Genomic DNA, 21467 nt, shown 5'->3' on the forward strand with positions numbered 1-21467 from the left:
GGGGCGAATGTGAGCGGGTCATCCCGAATCGTGGCCGTACTTGGCCCGACCAACACCGGCAAAACCCATTACGCTATCGAGCGCATGCTGGGCTATCGGACAGGCGTGATCGGTCTGCCGCTGCGCCTGCTGGCGCGCGAGGTCTATGACAAGATCGTTGCGATCCGTGGTCCGTCGGTGGTGGCGCTGGTTACCGGCGAGGAACGGATCGTACCACCCCGCGCCCAGTATTGGGTGTGCACGGTTGAGGCGATGCCGGAAGGCATGGGCGCTGATTTTGTTGCCATCGATGAGATCCAGCTCTGCGCCGATCCGGAACGGGGTCACGTCTTCACCGACCGTCTGCTCAGGTCTCGCGGTACGAACGAGACATTGTTCCTGGGCTCGGACACAATGCGTGGCCCTATTGCGGCGCTGGTCCCCCAGGCACAGTTCGTGCGGCGAGAGCGGATGTCGCAACTGGTCTACTCTGGCTCCAAGAAGATCAGCCGGATGCCCCCGCGCAGCGCCATCGTCGGGTTTTCGGTCGAAAACGTCTATGCCATCGCCGAATTGTTGCGCCGCCAGAAAGGTGGTGCTGCGGTGGTTATGGGGGCGCTCAGCCCGCGGACCCGGAATGCACAGGTAGACCTGTACCAAAACGGCGAGGTTGACTACCTGGTTGCTACGGACGCTATCGGGATGGGGTTGAACCTGGATGTGAACCACGTTGCGTTTTCATCCCTGTCCAAGTTCGACGGGCGCCGGATGCGTCCACTTGCGCCGAACGAGCTGGCGCAGATCGCTGGCCGGGCAGGTCGCGGGATGTCGGATGGCACCTTCGGCGTAACCGGAGAGGCCCCGCCGCTGGACGAGGGCGTGGCGCAGGCGATCATGGACAGCCGGTTTACGCCGATGAAAAAGCTGAACTGGCGGAATGCCGCCCTTCGGTTCGGATCGATTGAAGCGCTGATCGACTCGCTTGAGGTCAGCCCGGATGATGAACACCTGATCAAGGCCCGCCCTGCCGACGACCTGAACGCGTTGAAATCGCTGTCGCAAGTGACCGAGGTTGTCGCCCGTGCAGGCGACGGCCTGTCCATCCGGTTGCTGTGGGATGTGTGCAGAATCCCTGATTTTCGCGGTATCAGCCATGCGGAACACGCCAGTTTGCTGGAGGTGATCTATGGCCACCTGCATGAACGGGGAACTATTCCCGACGAGTTCATGGCACGGCAGATCAGACGGATCGATCAGACCCACGGCGATATCGACGCGTTATCTAAAAGATTGGCATATATTCGCACGTGGACATATGTTGCGCAGCGAAAAGGGTGGGTTCGTGACGAATCACATTGGCGTGACGAAACCCGCACTGTAGAAGACAGACTGTCCGACGCTCTGCATGAGCGTCTCACGCAAAGATTTGTGGATCGGCGCACATCCGTTTTGTTGCGCCGGCTCAAGCAGAAGGAGGCCCTTTTGGCCGAAGTAAATGACAAGGGTGAAGTGACCGTCGAAGGCGAATTCGTCGGTCGTCTGGAAGGGTTCCGGTTCATCCCGGACAAAAGCGCGCAGGGAACCGAGGCGAAAGCTCTGAAATCGGCGTCTCTGCAAGCACTCGCGCCGCAATTCCATCTGCGCGCCGATCGCTTCTACAACGCGCCCGATACTGAAATTGATTTCACTGATCAGGGTGGCCTGATGTGGGGTGAATACGCCGTCGGCAAGCTGGTTGCCGGGGCAGAACCTCTCAAACCTATGGTCGAAGTTTTCGTTGATGAGGCCGCGGGGCCGGATGTCGAGCAGAAAGTGCAGCGCCGTTTGCAGCACTTCATCGACCGCAAGGTGGCCGCTCTGTTCGAGCCGCTGCTGAACCTGTCCCGCGATGAGGAACTCAGCGGCCTTGCCAAGGGTTTTGCTTTCCGCATGGTCGAAGCGCTGGGTATCCTGCCCCGCGCACAGGTCGCACAAGAGGTCAAGGATCTTGATCAGGACGCCCGTGGCGCCTTGCGCAAGCATGGTATCCGGTTCGGCCAGTTCACCATTTTCATGCCGCTGCTGCTGAAACCGGCCCCCACGCGTCTGCGTCTCGTGCTTTGGGCGCTGTCCAGCGGTTTGCAGGAATTCCCCGAAGCGCCACCTCCGGGCCTGGTGACCGTGCCGGTCGCAAAGGATGCACCGCAGGGCTATGACACCATGTGTGGCTACCGCGATGCGGGCGAGCGTTCGATCCGTATCGACATGCTGGAACGATTGGCGGACATGCTGCGCGCTGAAGACAGCCGCGGCGGGTTCGAAGCCAAACCCGATATGCTGTCGATCACCGGGATGACGCTGGATCAGTTCGCTGATCTGATGCAGGGGTTGGGATACAAGGCAGAACGCGGCGAGCGGCCGAAAGTCAAACCTGCACCGGTCGAACGACCGGCGGCAGATGACGCTGACAAACCGACCGCCGAAGAAGCCCCGGCAAGTGAAGTCGCGGCAGAAGAGGTCGCAGCACCCGCCGAGGCGGCAGCCGAGGCCACCGAAAGCACCGAGGCGGCAGCCGAGGCTGGCGCGGAAAGCCTTCCCGCAGAACCAGTTTCTGACGAACCCGAGGTTGAAGTGTTCTATACCTTCACTTGGGCCCGTCAGCGACAGCCCAACCGGGCCCCGCGTCGCGAACAGGGACAGGGCAAGGGCAAACCGCGTGGCAAACCGCAGGATGGCCGTGGCAAACCTCACGGCAAGAAGGGCGGCAAGCCTCAGGGCGCCAAGACCTTCTCGTCGCGGCCGCCGAAAAAGGAAAAGGCGATTGATCCCGACAACCCGTTTGCAGCCGCGCTGATGGGTTTGAAGGACGGCAACTGATCCGAAATGGCCGAGGCCAAGCTGCGGATTGACAAATGGTTGTGGCAGGCGCGGTTCTTCAAGACCCGCAGCCTGGCCGCCAAACAGGTCAGCGGCGGCCATGTCAGGTTGAACGGAAACCGGGTGCAAAAACCGGCGCAGGCCGTGGCACCGGGCGACGTTCTGACCTTTGCTCAGGGCCGTATCGTCCGCGTCATTCGCATCGAAAAAATCGGGGATCGCCGTGGTCCGGCCCCCGAAGCGCAAACGCTGTATTTCGATATGACCGAAAAACAGGACGTTCCGCCCAAAAATCCGGGGTTTGAGGGAAAAGGTCGCCCGACAAAGAAAGATCGCCGTTCACTTGATCTTTCTCGCACCGAAGATCGCTGATCATATCTTGAAGAGTAGGCCAGACTGAATTAGCTAAACGCTCAAACCGCAAACGGGAATCCGATCATGACCTATGTTGTCACCGAAAACTGTATCGCCTGCAAATATACTGACTGTGTCGAAGTATGTCCGGTGGACTGTTTCTATGAAGGTGAGAACACGTTGGTCATCCATCCCGACGAATGCATCGACTGCGGTGTTTGCGAACCGGAATGCCCGGCCGACGCGATCCGCCCCGATACTGAACCGGGCATGGATCAATGGGTCGAATTCAATCGCAAGTACTCGGAAATGTGGCCCGTGATCGTCACCAAGAAAGATCCGCTTCCCGATGCGGAAGAACGCGACGGTGAAGAAGGCAAGATGGAGAAGTATTTCTCGGAAGCACCGGGCGAGGGTGGTTGAACGATTCGCGCTCAAACCCCTGTTTGATGCGCAAAGAACGCGGCACAACCTGTTGAAAACAGGTTGAATATGAAAATTTGCCGTGGGGTAAACTTTCGGGTGTCGTATTTTTGTGATATACTTGGTTCTTGTATGATGACCGAGATTGGGATGCGCTCCACAAGTATGCTCGCTTTGGAGATTTGAATTTGTGACAATATCGCCGCCTGTCGGGGCTGAAAAAGTCCCCGCATGTGGTGTTTTTGTTGTCTGTGTCCCGTCCGCAAGCAAGGAAAAAACTGAATGACAAAGTCGAAAAAGCTCGAGTTCCGCCCGAACGACTATGTTGTCTACCCCGCCCACGGCGTAGGCCAGATCATCTCGATCGAAGAACAGGAAGTCGCGGGATTCTCTCTGGAGCTGTTCGTCATCTCATTTGAGAAAGACAAGATGACACTGCGCGTGCCGACCAACAAGGTTACCGAATCCGGTCTGCGGTCGCTCAGCTCGCCCGACGTGATCAGTCAGGCGATGAAGACGCTCAAAGGAAAGGCAAAGGTCAAACGCGCCATGTGGTCGCGCCGTGCTCAGGAATACGAGCAGAAAATCAACTCGGGCGATCTGATCTCGATTGCGGAAGTGGTCCGCGATCTGCATCGCACGGACGATCAGCGCGAGCAGAGCTATTCCGAGCGTCAGTTGTACGAAGCTGCCCTGGAACGCCTGACCCGCGAGGTCGCGGCGGTTTCCGGCGCCGGCGAAGTATCCGCTGCCAAACAGGTGGACGAAGTTCTGACCTCTCGCGCTGCCTGACAGCGAGTTCGATATGACAACAGGCCGCTCCACCATCGGGGCGGCCTTTTTCGTGGCTTGGTGAATTCCGCAAGTACCGCTAATTTCACTGTATATGCAGCAAGCTACAGGGCGGACATGAAGCAGACAGTTAGATATCTGTATATCGGACATGACCCGATTTCGGTCTGGTTTCGGTACGCTCTGATCCTGTTCGATGTTGCGACAATCATTTTCTTTGTCGCAACGGCTCACGTCCCTCATGGTCCCGGCTTGGTCCTTGCAAGCCAGTTGATCGGTTTTTTGATTTTCTTGGACTTCTCTGCGCGGCTTTGGATTTCAAAGGATCGTTGGAAGCTGCTGCGCCAGATTTATACGCTGGCGGATATTGTCGTCATCGTCTCGCTGGTTCTGGATCCGTTCCTGACGGGCAACCTGGCTTTCCTGAGGATTCTGCGGGCCTTGCGCCTGATCCACTCATACCATCTGCTCAGGGACTTGCGACGCGACAGCAGCTTTTTTCGCACCCATGAAGACGCGGTGATTGCGGCAATCAATCTGATGGTATTTGTCTTTGCCACCTCTACGGCGGTTTTGGTGTTCTTCATTCCGGAAGACGCCCAGACGCCTTACATAGACGCGCTGTATTTCACCATGGCCACCCTGACCACAACCGGCTTCGGCGACATCACGCTGAGCACCCCTTGGGGCAAGCTGTTCTCGGTGTTCATCATGGTCGTGGGTGTCGCGTTGTTTGTCCGTTTGGCGCAGGCGATATTCATGCCGCAGAAGGTACGTCACAAATGCCCAAGCTGCGGGTTGTATCGGCATGATCCCGATGCCGTGCATTGCAAGCATTGCGGTGGAACACTGCGGATCGAAACAGGCGGCGTGTCCTAGATCTGCGCGCTGATGGCAAGCAGAAACGCGATCTCGGCCAGTTGTTGCGATGCCCCAAGTATGTCCCCGGTCTGGCCGCCGATCTTTTTGCGCGCTGTCAGCGCCAAGATGGCGGCAACCAAGGCGGCAGAGAAGATGGCGGTGATCGCCGCGCCCCCGCACAGGAAAACGGCGATTGGAACGGCCAGGCCCAAGGACATGCTGACCGAAATCGCGCCGGGGGTTCCCACCGAATGGCTCAGCCCCGATTTTCTGGCGTTCGGCAGAGATGACATCAAAACCGGCATCAGGGCGCGTGAGAACACGCAGGCTGCCAGAATCGCCCAAATCGACCCGGTTGCCAAAATCGTGGCAACGGCCGAAACCCGAGCAAGCTGAGAAAAAACCAAAGCAAGAACACCATAAGTTCCGATCTGGCTGTCTTTCATGATTTCAAGTCGACGTTCAGGGGTGAATCCGCCCCAGAGCCCGTCGAACGTATCGGCAAGACCGTCCTCGTGCATCGCGCCCGTCATCATGATCAAAGTCGCAACCAACAAGGTCGCGGCAACAAAAGGGGGCAGATGAAAAACCATTGCCAACCATCCAACCAGACAGGCCATCCCCCCGACGACCAGCCCGGCGATGGGGAAGGCCCATGCCGCCTGTGCCTGCCGTTTGAACACAGGTTCGGGCAATCGGGGCAGGGGCAGGCGGGTCAGCAGCACCAGCGCCAGCGGAATATCCCACAGGGAAAAGGGATTGGTGTCGTTTTTTTGCACGCCCGTGCCTTTCGGGGTCTTGTTGGATTCATTGCTTCGGTTAAACACACAGGACCACTCTGATGCAATGAGGCTTTCATGTTGCCTGAACTGAATGATTTGAACGCGTTCCGCGCTGCGCTCGCAGCGGCTCCGGGGCCGGATGCCACCGCGGCGCAGGGCGCGGCAGAGCGAAACGGACAACTGACGAAACCCCCGGGTGCGCTGGGGCGACTTGAAGATTTGGCAATCTGGTACGCAGGATGGCGAGGAGATGCCCGGCCACAGATCGCGGCGCCACAGGTCATCGTCTTCGCCGGAAACCACGGAGTCACCGCACAGGGGGTCTCGGCTTTTCCGTCGGAAGTGACCGTGCAAATGGTGATGAACTTCGAACATGGCGGTGCGGCGATCAACCAACTGGCGCGGGCGGCCGGTGCGGCGATGGATGTTCACGCGCTGGATCTGGATAACCCGACCGCAGATTTCACCAAGGCACCGGCCATGACCGAAGACGAATTGCTGGATGCGCTGCGCACCGGCTGGCAGGCCGTGGACCCGCAGGCTGATCTGTTGGTCGTGGGCGAGATGGGTATTGGCAACACCACCCCGGCAGCCGCCATTGCCTGCGCGCTGTTCGGTGGTGACGCGGCCGATTGGACAGGTCGCGGGACGGGCGTCGATGATGCAGGGCTGACCAACAAGACCCGCGTTGTGGCCGAAGGTGTAGCGTTGCACAGGTCAGAGGATGGCCTTGAAATCCTGCGCTGCCTGGGAGGGCGTGAGATCGCAGCGATGGCCGGGGCAATTGCCGCCGCGCGGGTATTGCGCATTCCTGTGATCCTTGATGGGTTCATCTGCTCGGCCGCCGCTGCCTGCCTGTGGAGGCTGTCGGATACTGCGCTGGATCACGCCGTGGCGGGCCACCAAAGCGCCGAGGCCGCGCACGGTGCCGTATTGGCGAAGCTGGGCAAGGAACCGCTGCTGAGCCTTGGTCTTCGGCTGGGCGAAGGGTCGGGCGGCGCACTTGCAATCAATATTCTCAAAAGCGCCGTGGCCTGCCATTCCGGTATGGCCACCTTTGCCGAGGCAGGAGTGTCTGACGGTTGACTCCTTGCCTGACCCGGGCACAGGCTTGGGTCAGGCGGATTTCTTGGCGTGCTTTTCAGCCAGTTCCAGCAGCGCGGTTTCCAGATCTTTTTCCAGCTGCTGTGCACGCTCGATGTATTTCTGGTTTTCGGCTGTCGGCAAACCCGGGACCCATAGTTCGGCGAGATCGCGAACAGACATCCGGTCATGGTGATAAAAGGTCTGCTCCGCCTGTGCGGCCTCATACTCACTCAGCCCGATATTCTCCAGAACATAGCGGCCTGCGCGCAAGGAGCTGTCGAACAGTTCCCGCACGATGTCGTTGGCGCCAGCCTGATAAAGCTCGTACACATGCGTCCGGTCGCGGGCGCGGGCGATGATGTGCAGGTCAGGGCGCTGCCGTCTGGCATAACTGACGAGCCGTGTGACTTGCTTGTGGTCATCCATGGCGGCGACAAGGACCGACGCTTTTTCCAACCCCGCAGCGCGCAGCAGCTCGGGGCGAGTGGGATCGCCCAGAAAGCCTTTGACGCCGAAACGGCGCATCAACTGAATGGTTTCGATGTTGTGGTCCAGCACGACCGTCTTGAATCCGCTGGCCCGCACCAGCCGGTTTACAATCTGCCCGAACCGACCAATCCCGGCGATGATGACGGGGCCTTTTTCGTCAATTTCGTCCGGCACAGGTTCTTTGGAAGTGTCGCCGATCTTTCGCGACAGAAGATCGTAGATGATGAACAGAAGCGGTGTGATCAGCATCGTCAAAGCGATGATCATCAGCAGTTTTTGGGACAGGTCGGGGGGGATGACATTCTGTTGCGTGGAAAATGCCAGCAGCACAAAGCCAAACTCACCCGCTTGCGCCAGCCCCAGGGTGAACAGCCAGTGATCGCGCCCACGCAACTTGAAGGCCTTGCCTACAAGATACAGGATGATCCCTTTTGCAAGAATCAAAAGAAGCGCCAGACCGATCAGGTCAAGAGGATCATCAAAGAAATAGGCAACATCGATGCCGGCACCGACCGTGATGAAGAATAGCCCGAGCAGAAGCCCCTTGAATGGCTCAAGGTCACTTTCCATTTCATGTCTGAACTCGGAACTGGCCAGGACCACGCCCGCCAGAAAAGCGCCCAGGGCAGGGGAAAGCCCGACGAGGGTCATCAGGAAGGAAATCCCGACCACGATCATAAGCGCCAGGGCGGTATACATCTCGCGCAGGCGGGTCGCGTGGATGAAGCGAAACAGCGGGCGGGTCAGGTAGACACCGGCCAGAATGACAAACACAACTGCGCCGATCGTGACCAGCGTGACGGCCCAACCCGGCAAACCTTCGACCAGAGAAAGGCTGTGATGGTCCGCACCGTGAAGGTCTCCGGCCCCGCGGTCGATCGAACCATCCGACTCGATATGAGGCATGGCAGGTAAGGCCAGAAGTGGCAGCAAGGCCAAGATCGGAATGACCGCAATGTCCTGTGTCAACAGCACCGAAAACGTAGCTCGACCGCCATTTGTCTGCATCAGGCCCTTTTCAGACAGGGTCTGAAGAACAATTGCCGTCGATGAAAGCGACAAGGTCAGCCCGACGGCCAGAGCGACCGACCAGGGGTGGTTGGCGTACATTGCCACGGCGGCGATTGCAGCCGTTGACAACGCAACCTGCAACCCGCCCAATCCCAGCAATTTGTCACGCATATCCCACAGGGCGCGCGGTTCCAGTTCCAGACCGATCAGGAACAGCATCATCACCACACCGAATTCGGCAACGTGCTGAAGGTTTTCCGTTTCTGCGCCGACAAGCCCGAGAACAGGGCCAATGATGATCCCGGCGGCCAGGTATCCCAGCACCGATCCCAACCCCAGCCGTGCAGACAGGGGAACGGCGATCACCGCCGCCGCCAGATAGATCGAAGCCTGATATAGGAAAACGTCCATAAATGTCCTCTCGGGCCCGTTCAGGTGGGCAGGGGCGCGTCGCGTTTCAGTTGGTCCATTACGATCTGGCTCTGAACCCTTGCAACGGCAGGATGCGGCAGGATGACCGAATGTAGCAAGCTGTTGAGCGCGGAAAGATCGTCACAATAGATGTGCAGCAGGTAATCCGCCTCTCCGGTCATCGTCCATGCGCTGGTAATTTCGGGGCGGGTGTTGACCATGCGGGCAAAGCTTGCGGATTGTTCAGGGCCATGCGTCCCCAGATGGACTTGAACAAAACCTTGCACTTGCAGACCCAGTTTCAACGGGTCCAGCCGGGCGGCATACCCGGTGATGTACCCTTCGGCCTCAAGCCGCTGGCGGCGGCGTCCTGCCTGACTGGGCGACAGGTTCAGCATTTCGCCCAGCTGGTGCGCGGTCAGGTGTGCGTCCTTTTGCAGGGCGGAAAGCAATCGCTTGTCGGTCGCGTCCAGCATGTGCGGAAAAATCCTGCCTTTATTAACTTTTATGCGCGTTTTGCGCGCCTGTTGGCAGTTTACACGAAAACAATGCGCAGAAACAGCGTCATAAAAGTCATATTTTTGAATCAGCAAAGAAATTCCTGTTTTTGAAGGAGACGCGCCATGGGTCCTTTCCCACACAACGCCCCGAAATCTGTTATCAGCGAGGAAAACCCAGCCGGAACCGATGGGTTTGAATTCGTCGAGTTTGCCCATCCTGAGCCGCAGAAACTGCGGGACCTGTTTGCAAAGATGGGGTTCGACCTGGTGGCCCGCCACAAGGAAAAACCCGCCGTCGAGCTGTGGCAGCAAGGGGATGTCACCTATATCCTGAACGCGGATCCCGACAGCTTTGCCGCGAGGTTCGTGGACGAGCACGGCCCTTGCGCGCCATCCATGGGCTGGCGCGTTGTTGACGCGCAAAAGGCCTATGACCATGCGGTATCGAAAGGTGCGGAGCCTTACGACGGCGCTGACAAGACCATGAATGTACCTGCGATCAAGGGCATCGGCGGATCGTTGATCTATTTCATCGATCAATATTACGACACATCGCCCTACAATCAGGAATTCGAATGGATCAAAGAATCCAAACCACGGGGTGTGGGTTTCTTCTATCTCGATCACCTGACGCACAACGTCTACAAGGGCAACATGGACAAGTGGTTCAAGTTCTACGGCGACCTGTTCAACTTTCGCGAAATCCGATTCTTTGACATTCAGGGCAAGTTCACCGGGCTTTTCAGCCGCGCGCTGACATCTCCTTGTGGCCGCATCCGTATTCCGATCAACGAAGATCGTGGTGAAACGGGTCAGATCGTGTCTTACCTGAAGAAATACAAAGGTGAAGGCATTCAGCATATCGCCGTCGGCAGTGACGACATTTACGCCTCGACCGATGCAATTGCGGAAAACGGCCTGAAATTCATGCCGGGCCCGAACAAGGCGTACTACGAGATGTCCAAAACCCGCGTGGCCGGCCACGAAGAGCCGCTGGACCGGATGATGAAACACGGCATCCTGATCGATGGTGAAGGCGTTGTCGACGGTGGTGAGACCCGGATTCTGCTGCAAATTTTCTCGAAAACCGTCATCGGACCGATCTTCTTCGAGTTCATTCAGCGCAAAGGCGACGACGGTTTCGGCGAGGGAAATTTCCAGGCGCTATTCGAATCCATCGAACGTGAACAGATCGAAAGCGGCGAGATTTCCGCAGCCTGATTGCAATGCACTGACACGCCGGGGGCAGTTCATCTGCCTCCGGCGTTTTCATGTGACGGTGGGTGCGTCAGAAGATCGGATGCCGGTTTCAGCTGCGCGGCATCGCCAGGGTCACATTGCGGCCCTTTTTCTGATATCGAAGCTCACTGTCGCTGATCGCGATGACTTTGCCGCCATCAAGGCGGTCTCCGACTTTCAGTTTTTTGTAACGCCCGCTGGGAAGCCGCACCAATGCGCGTCTGTTGGCTGGCGTGCCGTAGACCCCGATCAGGTTCAGCCTGCGCAGGTTGATTGCGTTGTCGATCGTTGCTTGTCGTGCGACCGAAGCGGTCGAAGGGATTTTGGGTGCGACGGTCTTTGGTTGGAACGATCCTGCGTCATCGGATTTCTGATCCAATGCTGCGGTAGACCCCAGATTCGACCGGTTTGAAGCAGATGCTTTGGCAGGGGTCAATCCGGCTGGGCGGGACTTGGGGCGCGGGACCCTTACGACAGCCAGGGCCGTAGGTGCCTCATCGACCTGTGGCTTGGTCTGAAGGCTTTCCGGGCGCGCTTTCGGTCGCTTGGATGCCAATTCCTCCAATGACCGGCCACCCAGCTGACCGCGCTCGAAACTTTCGACCAGATCAGCCGGGCGCGGCTTTGGCCGAATACCTGCCAATCTGTCGTCGGCTTCGTCAACCAGCGGTTCTTCTTCGAAACGAACCGGGGTTTCAGGCGGAACCTTGGAGGGGCGTCCCAGATAAACAACAACCCCATCCGGATTCACGCTGCCTTCCGGTGTTGGCACGACCAGGCCGTTCGCACCCAGATCAAACCGTGTGCCCGCAATGTTCAGGGATACGTCGGGTTCAAAAGGAGCGTCGGTGTCAAAACTGGGGTCGGGGGGCAGGGCAACCGCATCCTTGAACAGATCGGCGTTGTCGAGCGATGCCAGATACAATTCCTGCGGTTCTACTGTCTCGGGTGTTTCCGGCGCTGCGGGCGCTGACGTGCTGACGCCCGTAACGGCCTGGACGTCCTTCAGTGTCTCGGGATCCCGAGCGACGGAGTCCACCGCGGTGGGGGCAACCTTGAGGGCCTCCAGAATGGCTGCATCTGTTGCAGTCAGATCCGGCTGCGTGCCGGTCTCGGTTTCTGAGGCCGCTTTCGCAGGCTCTTCGGCGTCATCGGTCGCAAGCTTTGGAGCGACTTGTTGCGGGGCTTCCAGCGCAGCCGTGTCCAGCTCTGGTTCAGGCAGGGGCTCTGCGGCTGGTTCAGAGGCCGGAACCGCAATCTGCGCCGGGCTCTGTTCCGCCTGATCCTGTTCAGGGGCGGACCCCGATGCCAGCCATACGCCAACAAGCCCACCAACAAGAAGCACAGCGGCAAAGACAGGAATGGCAGACCGGTTTACCCCTGAAGATGTATCAAGATTGTTCGCTGTTTCCCGGGGTGCACGGAAAGCCTCGGGCGCGGCGGTGCCGGCAATCGGATGGGTGGGCAGGCCGGAATCATCGGCTTGTTCAACTGCGTCCATTTCCACCGGAGATGGCTGGTTTTCCGGGTGTGACAGATCGGAAGTGTCCGAGGTTTCGCGAAACAAGGCCTCACGCGGGAACGCGCCCTTGCTGTCTTGGGCGGTGAACGCCACCACAACAAAACCATGTTCTGCGGCAAAGGTCCGTGCTTCGGCCAGCGTTTCAACCGCCACGGCAGCAACACAGGTCGTGTCGCCTTCGGTCTGGCTGTCATAACTCAGTTCCGACAGGGCGTAAGGCGTGGCTTCGACCAGAGCACTTTCGATACGTTCCGTCCGGTCTTGCGATGGCAACCCATCAGTCGAAACCTGTAGAAACCGAACCTGATCTTCTGGCAGCACGAGCTTGCAGCTCAGATCATTTTCCAGCGCAAATGCTTTTTCCCGCAACGCCTGCATCTGCCCGGACAAGTCCGGAACATCCAGCGGAATCGTACCGATGACAAACCAGTCGTCATCGGAACGGTGGTGCAGTGTTATTCCGGTCGCAGAAAAAGACAGCGCAAAGGCGGGTTTCATATTCCGGAGGAACCATAATTATCAACGTCAATGCAAACGACTTTGCGTTTGCAGGCCGACTTTAAAGCAGGAACCCGCCGAGGGAAAGAAAAAGGCGGTATCTCCTCTTGTATGGCCAAGCCCTGCCAACCCATCTTAGTACAAAACAAATTGGAGTGATAACCTTGAAGACATTCGCTTTTCTGGCCGCGATGATGGCGGCTACGGCTGCCGGGGCCGCTCATGCGGAAGAACGTCGCATCAACGTTGATGCAACTGGAACAGTGCAGATTGCGCCTGATATGGCGACGATAACCTTGGGCGTGACCCACGAAAACGCCGAAGCCTCGGCTGCGATGCAGGCGACGTCGGATGCCGTTTCCAAAGTTCTTGCGCGCCTGACTGAGATGGGTATCGAAGATCGTGACGTCCAGACACAGGACCTTTCATTGTCGCCCGTCTGGTCGGGTCGTCATGGACAGAATGGCGAGAAGCCTGAAATCACCGGCTTTACAGCGTCCAACCGCGTGTTTGTGCGTGTGCGCGACCTGACCCAACTGGGGAAGGTCATGGACGCGGTCATTCAGGACGGCGCCAATGATTTCGGGGGCCTTAGCTTTGGCGTGCAGGATCCCAAACCGATCGAGACGCAGGCGCGCGCCAAGGCCGTCGGCGAAGCCACTGCCAAGGCACAGCAGTTGGCACAGGCCGCGGGCGTGACGCTCGGCCCGGTTCAGTCGATCTCGGAACAATCGGCAGGTATCCGTCCGATGGCAGAAATGCGCGCGCTGAGCATGGCGGATGCGGGTGGTGTTCCCGTTGCGGGCGGCGAGGTTTCGGTTTCCGTCAGCGTCTCGATGGAATTCGAGATTTCAGAATAGGGTCAATCCTTTGCACGGGCCATCAGCGGTTCGCGCTGCTGGCCCTTGCTGTCAAAATTGTCGGGCGCCAGCCAGGCTTCGAATGCATCGCGAATGCGCGGCCATTCAGTGTCGATGATCGCGTACCATGCCGTGTCCCTGTTGCGGCCCTTGTAATGGGTCGCCTGCCGAAACACCCCTTCGAAAGCAAACCCCAGCCGTTCAGCGGCATTGCGTGACGGTGCATTCAGTGCATCGCATTTCCACTCGTACCGGCGATAGCCAAGCTCGTCGAAAACCCGTTTCATCATGAGGTACATGACCTCGGTCGATTGCGGCTTGCGTTGCAGCAGCGGCGAAAAGTGGATGTGGCCGACTTCGATGGCACCCGCCGCGGGTTCGATCCGAAGATAAGAGGCCATGCCCACCGGCACTTCGTCCGCATCCAATACGGTATGAAACATCGGGTCCGCATCCATGCAGTTGGCGCGGGCCCAGTCTTCAAATTCCGGTTCGCTGTCAAACGGGCCATAGGGCAGGTATGTCCAGTTGCGGCCATCCCTGTCATTTGCAAACGCCCGGAAAAGTCCGGGCGCATGGCGATTCACATCCAGCGGCACGACGGAACAGTACCGGCCTTCCATCGGTGTATAAGGCGGTGTCGGGCGCGGAAAGTCACCCGTCACCGGCAAACCGATGGGCTGGCCCAGTGCGTTTGTGGCGTGCCCGGCCATTGTCAGGCGCTGGCCTTGGCGAGGGCTTGATCTAGGTCCGCGATCAGGTCGTTCACGTCTTCGATGCCGATAGATACCCGCACGACACCCGGACCTGCACCGGCAGCCTCTTGCTGTTCCGGTGTCAGTTGACGGTGGGTGGTCGAGGCCGAATGGATGATCAACGAGCGGGCATCGCCCAGATTGGCCACATGGCTGAAAATCTCAAGAGCGTTGACCAGTTTGATACAGGCGTCATAACCGCCCTTCACCGCAAAGGTGAACAGTGCACCGGCGCCACGCGGATACTGTGATTTGACCCGGTCCTTGTAAGGTGATGACGGCAATCCCGCATAGGTGACGTATTCCACGCGGTCATCCGCTTCCAGCCAGGCTGCGATTTTCTGGGCGTTTTCGACGTGACGCTCCATCCGCAGCGACAGAGTTTCGATCCCCATCAGCGTGTAATGGGCTGCCTGCGGGTTCATGGTCATACCAAGATCACGCAGGCCAATGGCAATGCCGTGGAAGGTGAAGGCCAGCGGGCCAAAGGTTTCGTGGAACTTCAGGCCGTGATAGGCTGGCTCGGGTTCGCTCAGTGACGGGAATTTGTCATTCGCGGACCAATCGAACTTGCCAGAATCCACGATGCACCCGCCGGTGACGGTGCCGTTGCCGGTCAGGTACTTGGTGGTTGAATGCACTACCAGCGTCGCGCCGTGCTCGATCGGACGGCACAGGTAGGGCGTGGCCGAGGTGTTGTCGACGATCAGCGGGATGCCCGCTGCATCAGCAACATCCGCCAACGCACGGATATCAGACACATAACCGCCCGGGTTGGCGATGGACTCGCAGAACACGGCGCGGGTGTTTTCGTCGATGGCATCCTTCACGGCGTCCAGATCATCGGTGTCCACGAATTTGGCGGACCAGCCAAAGCGTTTGATCGTCTGGCTGAACTGCGTGACCGTGCCGCCATACAAACGGGTCGAGGCGACCACGTTGCAGCCGGGCCCCATCAACGGGAACAGCGCCATGATCTGTGCCGCATGCCCGGACGAGCAGCACACCGCCCCGACGCCGCCTTCAAGCGTCGCCACGCGTTCCTGAAGAACGGCGACGGTTGGGTTGGTCAGGCGGGAATAGATAAAGCCCACCTCTTGCAGGTTGAACAGGGCCGCTGCGTGGTCCGCATCCCGGAACACATAGGCCGTCGTCTGATAAATCGGTGTCTGGCGCGCTCCGGTCGCCGGGTCGGGGCGGGCACCCGCATGAATTTGCAATGTGTCGAAACCGTAGGTCGGGCCGTCAGACATCGTGAAAAACTCCTGTTGGTATCTGTCTTGCGGAATCTGTAGGCCATTGCCCGCCTGCGCACAACGATCCTGTCAGCGCAACCAGAGGCCTTTGCTTTTGATCGCATTGCGCAGCGCCTGTTCCCGCCGCGGCAGATTGTCCTGATCAAACAGGGCGCGGATTTTTGCGCCTTTGCCCTGAAGAACCAGCTTTTTCAGCGGGTCATATTGCTTGAGCACTTTTTTGACCTTGTTGGGGGCCACGACGGTTTCCAGCACATCGATAACATGGTCGCTTTCGCGGGCATAAAGCAGAGGGAACAGGCGATAGTGGCAGCTGACGGCCCCATCCAGAAGCCCGTCAGGCAAAGCATCCCGTCCGCCGCCGAAAGAATGAATGACCAGCGGCAGGGCCGCCTGATCCAGCCATGGGTCAAGGTTCTGGCCCGTCAGTTCGGGAATGTTCTCATCCCGGATCGTTCTTGCGTAGTCCAGGTACCGTTCACCGAACATCCTAGGGCATTTGTAAAAGAAGTAACCCGCGTTGAAGTAAAGGTAGCGCCGCCAGTAACCATCGGGTTGGTCCGGATCCACCGAGCTTTCGAAATCCAATCCGAAGCGCGCATAAAGCGCCCGCCAGATACCGTCAAAGCCGGGGCCGTACAGCGTCGGCTTTGGCCACGTGCCCTCGACCTTCAATGACGCTCCGGGGCGGTCGAAATCGAACGGGACGCTTGTGATGTCGCCGGTGATCAGCGTGTCCGTATCAAAGAACACAAAGGGTTCCCCTTCCGGCAGGGCCAACAAAGCCTCGATCTTGTTGCCATAAGGGTAGCTTTCGCCAAAAACATGCGAGTCGAATGGCAGGATTTCGGCATCCAACTGTTTCAGGGCCTTCAGAACGTCTTCGTCCTGGATGCTGGGGGTGTGGGTCCAGCGCGGGCCCGGGTTGGGTGTGGCGACAAACAGCCTGCCTTTGAACCCGGGCGAACAATGGCGAAGCGAGGCCGCGAACAACAGGGCCTCATATTGCAAACGGTTGTTTTGCCCGACAACCGCGATGTTGAATTTCCGAGAATTTTCCTGCATCTATGCCCATTCCTGAAAGCTGCCGGAACCGGCACCCTTTGATCCGGATTACAGCAAGCGGGGTGGGGCGTCAAAAGCCGAAAGCTTGATTTCTTTTTATCTATGGCATTCCTCTCATCGCGCCGAGGAAGCGGCGAGCAAGGTCATTTTGCAGGTTTTCCGAGGTTGGCCCGGTTCCTGTCGAAAGGTGAAATCGGCGGTGAGCCATGCTCACAGAACCTTGTTTGCCAATCCCCGCACATCCCTTTCTTGGCCAAATCCTGCCTTTGGACCCAATGTTTCAACGCTTTTCATGCTTAATCTGCGGGCGAAGTGCCCAAAAACACAGTTGTTTTTGCAAGGCTTGTCATTTTTTGACCATTTGGCAAATTTTACCAATTGATAAAAAATTTATTTGTGGCAAGCTGAGAGCATAACAAACATATCTACAGGGAGTAGAGTGATGGCACAGGGCCAGATGGCACCCGGTATCGTAGCCGGGCGGCTTTCAAGCGATGAGCTGACCTCGAATTTCACCGATCTGCATCCGCCACTTGCCCAGCATGAGGCCGCAGTAGCCGCAGATCGCTGTTATTTCTGCTACGACGCACCATGCGTAACGGCCTGTCCAACGGATATCGATATCCCGTTGTTCATTCGCCAGATTCAGGCCGGTCAGCCGCAATCAGCAGGGCGCACGATCCTGGAACAGAATATTCTGGGCGGAATGTGCGCTCGGGTCTGTCCAACCGAAACATTGTGCGAAGAGGCCTGCGTTCGCGAGGCGGCCGAAGGCAAGCCGGTTGAAATCGGGCGCCTGCAACGTTTTGCCACCGATGAAATCATGGCCTCGGGTGTACATCCGTTCGAACGTGCGCCTTCGACCGGTAAGACAGTTGCGGTTGTGGGGGCCGGGCCTGCGGGTCTGGCCTGCGCCCACCGGCTGGCCATGCTGGGCCATGATGTGGTGATCCATGAAAGCAAGCCCAAGCCCGGCGGCCTGAATGAATACGGTATTGCGGCCTACAAATCGACCAACGATTTCGCACAGGCCGAGGTGGACTGGCTGCTGAAAATCGGAGGGATTTCAATCGAGACCGGATCGGTTTTGGGCGAAAGCATCTCATTGGATGGGCTGGTCGAAAACTACGACGCGGTGTTTCTGTCCATTGGTCTTGCTGGCGTCAACGCCCTGCGTGCAGACGGGGTGGACAAGGACGGTGTGCGGGACGCGGTCGATTTCATCTCGGACGTGCGGCAGGCCAGTGACCTTGCCGATCTGCCCGTTGGACGGAATGTGGTCGTCATCGGCGGAGGCATGACAGCTGTGGATGCCGCTGTGGAATCCAAGCTTCTGGGGGCCGAAAACGTCACGATTGCCTATCGCCGTGGCCGCGACGCCATGGGGGCCAGCCGGTACGAGCAGGACCTGGCAGCGTCGCATGGCGTTCGGATCATGACAAATGTTCAGCCAGTGGCCATCCACGGCAATGGTGCAGCAGCCGAAATCGAGCTGGAATATACATCCAGCCAGAACGGTCAGCTCATCGGGACCGGAGAAACGATCCGCTTGCCGGCAGATCAGGTGCTCAAGGCCATTGGTCAGACGCTGGAGGGCGCACCCGAAGGCCTGACGCTGGATGGCGGCAAGATCGCCGTCAGTGGGGCTGGCCGGACCTCCTTGGCTGGTGTCTGGGCCGGTGGTGACTGTGCTGCGGGTGGCGAAGACCTGACCGTAACGGCCGTTGCCGAAGGTCGGGACGCGGCAATGGACATCCACGCGACGCTCGTTTCGTGATAGGGTGGGGTATTCACCCCATTCCTTTCGCTGCTGAGGTATTCCCATGTCCCAGATCGAACAAGCCGTTGCTCAACACTATACCACCGGTGCACTGACCGAACGCGTCCGCGCGGCGCTGGAGGCCAGCGGCATCGATCCGGATGCGGCCACCGTTGCGGATCTGAAGGCTGGGGATGAGTTCCATACAGGCGGCGTTCTAGCAACCGACAACCTGTTTGGGCAGCTTTCGCCGACCCATGCGACACGCGTTCTGGATATCGGATGCGGCATCGGAGGCACATCCCGGTACATAGTGGACAAATACGATTCAACGGTGACAGGGGTCGACCTGACGCCCGAGTTCGTGGAAACCGCAACTGCGCTCAGCGATCTGGTCGGGCATTCCGAAAAGACCAGCTTTCACGTTGGCAGTGCGCTGGACATGCCTGTGCCGGATGCCGGGTTCGACCTTGCCGTCATGATGCATGTGGGCATGAATATCGAAGACAAAGCGGGGCTGTTCGCGGAAGTGTCACGGGTTCTGGCCACCGGTGGCACCTTTGCCCTGTTCGATGTCATGGGCGGAGAGGTGGATGAGCCGCTGGCTTTTCCTCTTCCTTGGTCCACATCGCCGGAAACCTCCTTTGTTCACGCGCCGGATGTATACAAGGACGCCGCGGCTGCGGCTGGTCTTGAGCTGGTTGCTGAAACGGACCGCACCGCGTTTGCGATCCATTTCTTCGAAGATGTGTTTGCCAAGATAGCCGAGACCGGACCAGCGCCGCTGGGCATCCACCTGATGATGGGCGAAACGGCGCCCGAAAAGTTCCAAAACTACGTCAAAAACCTCACGGCCGGGCGTATTCGCCCGACCGAAATGATATTCAAAAAAACCGGCTGAGCCGGGAAGGGAGAAGCCATGGCCGATCTGACGACAAACTTTCTGGGTATTTCCAGCCCCAACCCGTTCTGGCTGGCCTCTGCGCCGCCGACGGACAAGGAATACAATGTGCGCCGCGCCTTCGAAGCCGGTTGGGGCGGGGTTGTCTGGAAAACGCTGGGATCCGAGGGACCTCCGGTCGTGAACGTGAATGGCCCGCGTTATGGCGCTATCTACGGGGCCGACCGCCGTTTGCTGGGCCTGAACAATATCGAACTGATCACGGATCGTCCGCTCGAGGTGAACCTCGAGGAAATGGCGCGGGTCAAATCCGATTACCCGGATCGCGCTTTGATCGCGTCGATCATGGTTCCGTGCGAGGAAGAAGCATGGAAGGCCATTCTGCCGCGTGTGGCCGAAACCGGTGCAGACGGGATCGAGCTGAACTTCGGCTGTCCGCATGGGATGAGCGAACGCGGCATGGGCTCGGCCGTGGGGCAGGTTCCGGAATATATCGAGATGGTCACGCGCTGGTGCAAACAGTATTACGACCGTCCGGTCATCGTTAAGCTTACGCCGAACATCACTGACATCCGCAAGCCGGCTGCGGCAGCCAGAAACGGTGGCGCGGATGCGGTGTCACTGATCAACACCATCAATTCGATCACCAGCGTCAATCTGGACACGTTCAGCCCAGAACCGTCCATTGACGGCAAAGGCAGCCATGGTGGGTATTGCGGCCCCGCAGTCAAGCCCATTGCATTGTCGATGGTGTCCGAGATCGCACGGGCCGAGGCGACTCGAGGCCTGCCGATTTCCGGCATCGGCGGCGTCACCACATGGCGCGATGCGGCCGAGTTCATCTCGCTGGGCTGCGGCAACGTTCAGGTCTGCACCGCTGCAATGACCTATGGCTTCAAGATCATCGACGAACTGACGGCAGGGCTGTCGGAATGGATGGATGAGAAGGGATATTCCAGCATTGATGAGGTGATCGGACGTGCGGTGCCCAATGTCACTGACTGGCAGTATCTGAACCTCAACTACGTCGCCAAGGCCAAGATCGATCAGGATCAGTGCATCAAGTGTGGCCGGTGTTATGCAGCCTGTGAAGACACCAGCCATCAGGCGATTTCCATGTCCGAGGACCGCGTCTTCGAGGTGATGGATGACGAATGCGTCGCCTGCAACCTCTGCGTCGATGTTTGTCCGATCGAAGGCTGCATCGATATGGTGCCGATGGCAGCGGGCGAGGTTGACCCCCGTACCGGAAAAGAAGTTCAGCCAACCTATGCGAACTGGACGACGCATCCGAACAACCCGATGGCCAAGGCGGCCGAATGAGGGGATTGCGACAGATCATCAAGGGGCCGTTTTTTCGGCCCCTTTTTTCAAGGGCTCAGAAGTTTGCGATACATGGTATCAACAAAGGTTTCCGCGCCCTCGAACGGATCTTCGTTGCCCAGAATTGCACGAACCTGAACATCGAAATCGGCATAGTGCTGCGTCAAGGCCCAGATCGAAAACACCAGGTGGTAGGGATGCACCCGCGCGATTTTTCCCTGATCCATCCAACCGGTAAGGATCGTGACTTTTTCGTCGACCAGTGCCTTGAGATCATTGGACAATGCATCATGAATGCGCGGCGCGCCCTGCACAAGCTCGTTGGCGAAAAGGCGGCTTTCCCGTGGTAGCTCCTGACTCATCTGCAACTTGCGCCGAATGTATGCCAGGATCTCCTCCAACGGATCGCCGTTTGCGTCCAGGTCGTGCAGCGGGGCCAGCCAGGTATCCAGCAGGCCGGACAGCAATTCAGTGTGGATCGCTTCTTTTGATGGGAAATAGTACAACAGGTTCGGCTTGCTCAGACCTGCTTCTGCCGCGATCTGATCAACGGTTGCACCGCGAAACCCGTGGGCCGAAAACACGTTCAGGGCAGCCTCTAGAATCGCGGCGCGGTTCTTTTTCTGAATACGGGTCGGTGCGCGGTCTTTTGGCATGTTTTCAACGTGTCTCTTTTTTCGTCGAACAGGTGCGGAATACACTGAAAATTTCAGCCGTGCCGCGCAAATTCTTGACTGATACCGAA

Annotated in this window: 19 protein-coding genes; 11 read left to right on the forward strand and 8 right to left on the reverse strand. The window is 58.4% G+C overall.

Translation table 11 applies throughout. From position 1 onward, the window contains the following. The first annotated feature begins 9 nt into the window (after positions 1-9). The 5 genes from NOR97_RS05900 to NOR97_RS05920 all read left to right on the forward strand — a co-directional run bounded on the left by NOR97_RS05900 (position 10) and on the right by NOR97_RS05920 (position 5283). Positions 10-2835, forward strand: a complete 2826-nt coding sequence (locus NOR97_RS05900; protein ID WP_257600525.1) for a helicase-related protein — start codon at positions 10-12, stop codon at positions 2833-2835. Positions 2836-2841: 6 nt separating this feature from the next. Continuing rightward, complete coding sequence (locus NOR97_RS05905) at positions 2842-3207, forward strand: RNA-binding S4 domain-containing protein (RefSeq protein ID WP_257600526.1); 366 nt, start codon at positions 2842-2844, stop codon at positions 3205-3207. A 66-nt stretch (positions 3208-3273) separates the two neighbouring features. Continuing rightward, the gene (gene fdxA, locus NOR97_RS05910) at positions 3274-3612 is read left to right on the forward strand and encodes a ferredoxin FdxA (RefSeq protein ID WP_152457680.1); all 339 of its coding nucleotides are present in this window, start codon (positions 3274-3276) and stop codon (positions 3610-3612) included. Between the two features lie 282 nt (positions 3613-3894). After that, entirely contained in the window at positions 3895-4404 is a 510-nt protein-coding gene (locus tag NOR97_RS05915; RefSeq protein WP_152457681.1) for a CarD family transcriptional regulator, read from the forward strand. Positions 4405-4521: 117 nt separating this feature from the next. After that, on the forward strand, positions 4522-5283 hold the full coding sequence (locus NOR97_RS05920) for an ion channel (protein ID WP_152457682.1): 762 nt from the start codon (positions 4522-4524) through the stop codon (positions 5281-5283). Here NOR97_RS05920 and cobS read toward each other — a convergent pair. Next, a complete protein-coding gene (cobS, locus tag NOR97_RS05925; protein ID WP_257600528.1) occupies positions 5280-6044 on the reverse strand; it encodes an adenosylcobinamide-GDP ribazoletransferase in 765 nt (254 codons plus the stop codon). The two genes, NOR97_RS05920 and cobS, sit on opposite strands and share 4 nt — an antisense overlap. A 78-nt stretch (positions 6045-6122) precedes the next feature. On the opposite strand from cobS, the gene cobT reads away from it, so the two are divergent. Next, entirely contained in the window at positions 6123-7133 is a 1011-nt protein-coding gene (gene cobT, locus NOR97_RS05930) for a nicotinate-nucleotide--dimethylbenzimidazole phosphoribosyltransferase (protein WP_257600529.1), read from the forward strand. A gap of 30 nt (positions 7134-7163) precedes the next feature. Here the strand turns inward: cobT and NOR97_RS05935 are convergent, their stop codons facing one another. Together NOR97_RS05935 and NOR97_RS05940 are read right to left on the reverse strand one after the other, a co-directional pair. Next, entirely contained in the window at positions 7164-9044 is a 1881-nt protein-coding gene (locus NOR97_RS05935; protein WP_170344686.1) for a monovalent cation:proton antiporter-2 (CPA2) family protein, read from the reverse strand. A 20-nt stretch (positions 9045-9064) separates the two neighbouring features. Next, positions 9065-9520, reverse strand: coding sequence for an Lrp/AsnC family transcriptional regulator (locus tag NOR97_RS05940; protein ID WP_170344685.1), 456 nt, complete (start codon positions 9518-9520; stop codon positions 9065-9067). Positions 9521-9667: 147 nt separating this feature from the next. Here NOR97_RS05940 and hppD point away from each other — a divergent pair, with 147 nt between their 5' ends. Continuing rightward, positions 9668-10765, forward strand: coding sequence for a 4-hydroxyphenylpyruvate dioxygenase (hppD, locus tag NOR97_RS05945; protein ID WP_170344684.1), 1098 nt, complete (start codon positions 9668-9670; stop codon positions 10763-10765). Positions 10766-10853: 88 nt separating this feature from the next. Here the strand turns inward: hppD and NOR97_RS05950 are convergent, their stop codons facing one another. Beyond that, positions 10854-12803: a hypothetical protein gene (locus NOR97_RS05950; protein ID WP_257600530.1), complete on the reverse strand. Its 1950-nt coding sequence runs from the start codon at positions 12801-12803 to the stop codon at positions 10854-10856. Positions 12804-12958: 155 nt separating this feature from the next. On the opposite strand from NOR97_RS05950, the gene NOR97_RS05955 reads away from it, so the two are divergent. Further along, positions 12959-13663 carry an SIMPL domain-containing protein gene (locus NOR97_RS05955; protein WP_257600531.1) on the forward strand — a complete coding sequence of 235 codons (705 nt, stop codon included), beginning with the start codon at positions 12959-12961 and terminating at the stop codon, positions 13661-13663. A gap of 2 nt (positions 13664-13665) precedes the next feature. On the opposite strand, the gene NOR97_RS05960 is transcribed toward NOR97_RS05955, so the two are convergent. The 3 genes from NOR97_RS05960 to NOR97_RS05970 all read right to left on the reverse strand — a co-directional run bounded on the left by NOR97_RS05960 (position 13666) and on the right by NOR97_RS05970 (position 16739). Then, positions 13666-14376 (reverse strand): GNAT family N-acetyltransferase, encoded by a 711-nt coding sequence (locus NOR97_RS05960; protein ID WP_257600532.1) that lies wholly within the window; start codon positions 14374-14376, stop codon positions 13666-13668. A 2-nt stretch (positions 14377-14378) separates the two neighbouring features. Then, positions 14379-15671, reverse strand: a complete 1293-nt coding sequence (locus NOR97_RS05965; RefSeq protein ID WP_152457691.1) for an O-acetylhomoserine aminocarboxypropyltransferase/cysteine synthase family protein — start codon at positions 15669-15671, stop codon at positions 14379-14381. Positions 15672-15743: 72 nt separating this feature from the next. Beyond that, positions 15744-16739 (reverse strand): hypothetical protein, encoded by a 996-nt coding sequence (locus tag NOR97_RS05970; protein ID WP_257600533.1) that lies wholly within the window; start codon positions 16737-16739, stop codon positions 15744-15746. Positions 16740-17181: 442 nt separating this feature from the next. On the opposite strand from NOR97_RS05970, the gene NOR97_RS05975 reads away from it, so the two are divergent. The 3 genes from NOR97_RS05975 to preA are packed head-to-tail and all read left to right on the forward strand — an operon-like array spanning position 17182 to position 20722. After that, positions 17182-18516, forward strand: coding sequence for an NAD(P)-dependent oxidoreductase (locus NOR97_RS05975; protein WP_257600534.1), 1335 nt, complete (start codon positions 17182-17184; stop codon positions 18514-18516). 46 nt (positions 18517-18562) lie between these two features. After that, a complete protein-coding gene (locus tag NOR97_RS05980; RefSeq protein ID WP_257600535.1) occupies positions 18563-19399 on the forward strand; it encodes a methyltransferase domain-containing protein in 837 nt (278 codons plus the stop codon). Between the two features lie 18 nt (positions 19400-19417). Then, positions 19418-20722, forward strand: a complete 1305-nt coding sequence (preA, locus tag NOR97_RS05985; RefSeq protein WP_171633091.1) for an NAD-dependent dihydropyrimidine dehydrogenase subunit PreA — start codon at positions 19418-19420, stop codon at positions 20720-20722. A 47-nt stretch (positions 20723-20769) separates the two neighbouring features. Here the strand turns inward: preA and NOR97_RS05990 are convergent, their stop codons facing one another. Then, entirely contained in the window at positions 20770-21378 is a 609-nt protein-coding gene (locus NOR97_RS05990; RefSeq protein ID WP_257600536.1) for a TetR family transcriptional regulator C-terminal domain-containing protein, read from the reverse strand. Between the last annotated feature and the right edge of the window lie 89 nt (positions 21379-21467).

The organism is Ruegeria sp. YS9, from assembly GCF_024628725.1.
GTDB lineage: Bacteria > Pseudomonadota > Alphaproteobacteria > Rhodobacterales > Rhodobacteraceae > Ruegeria > Ruegeria atlantica_C.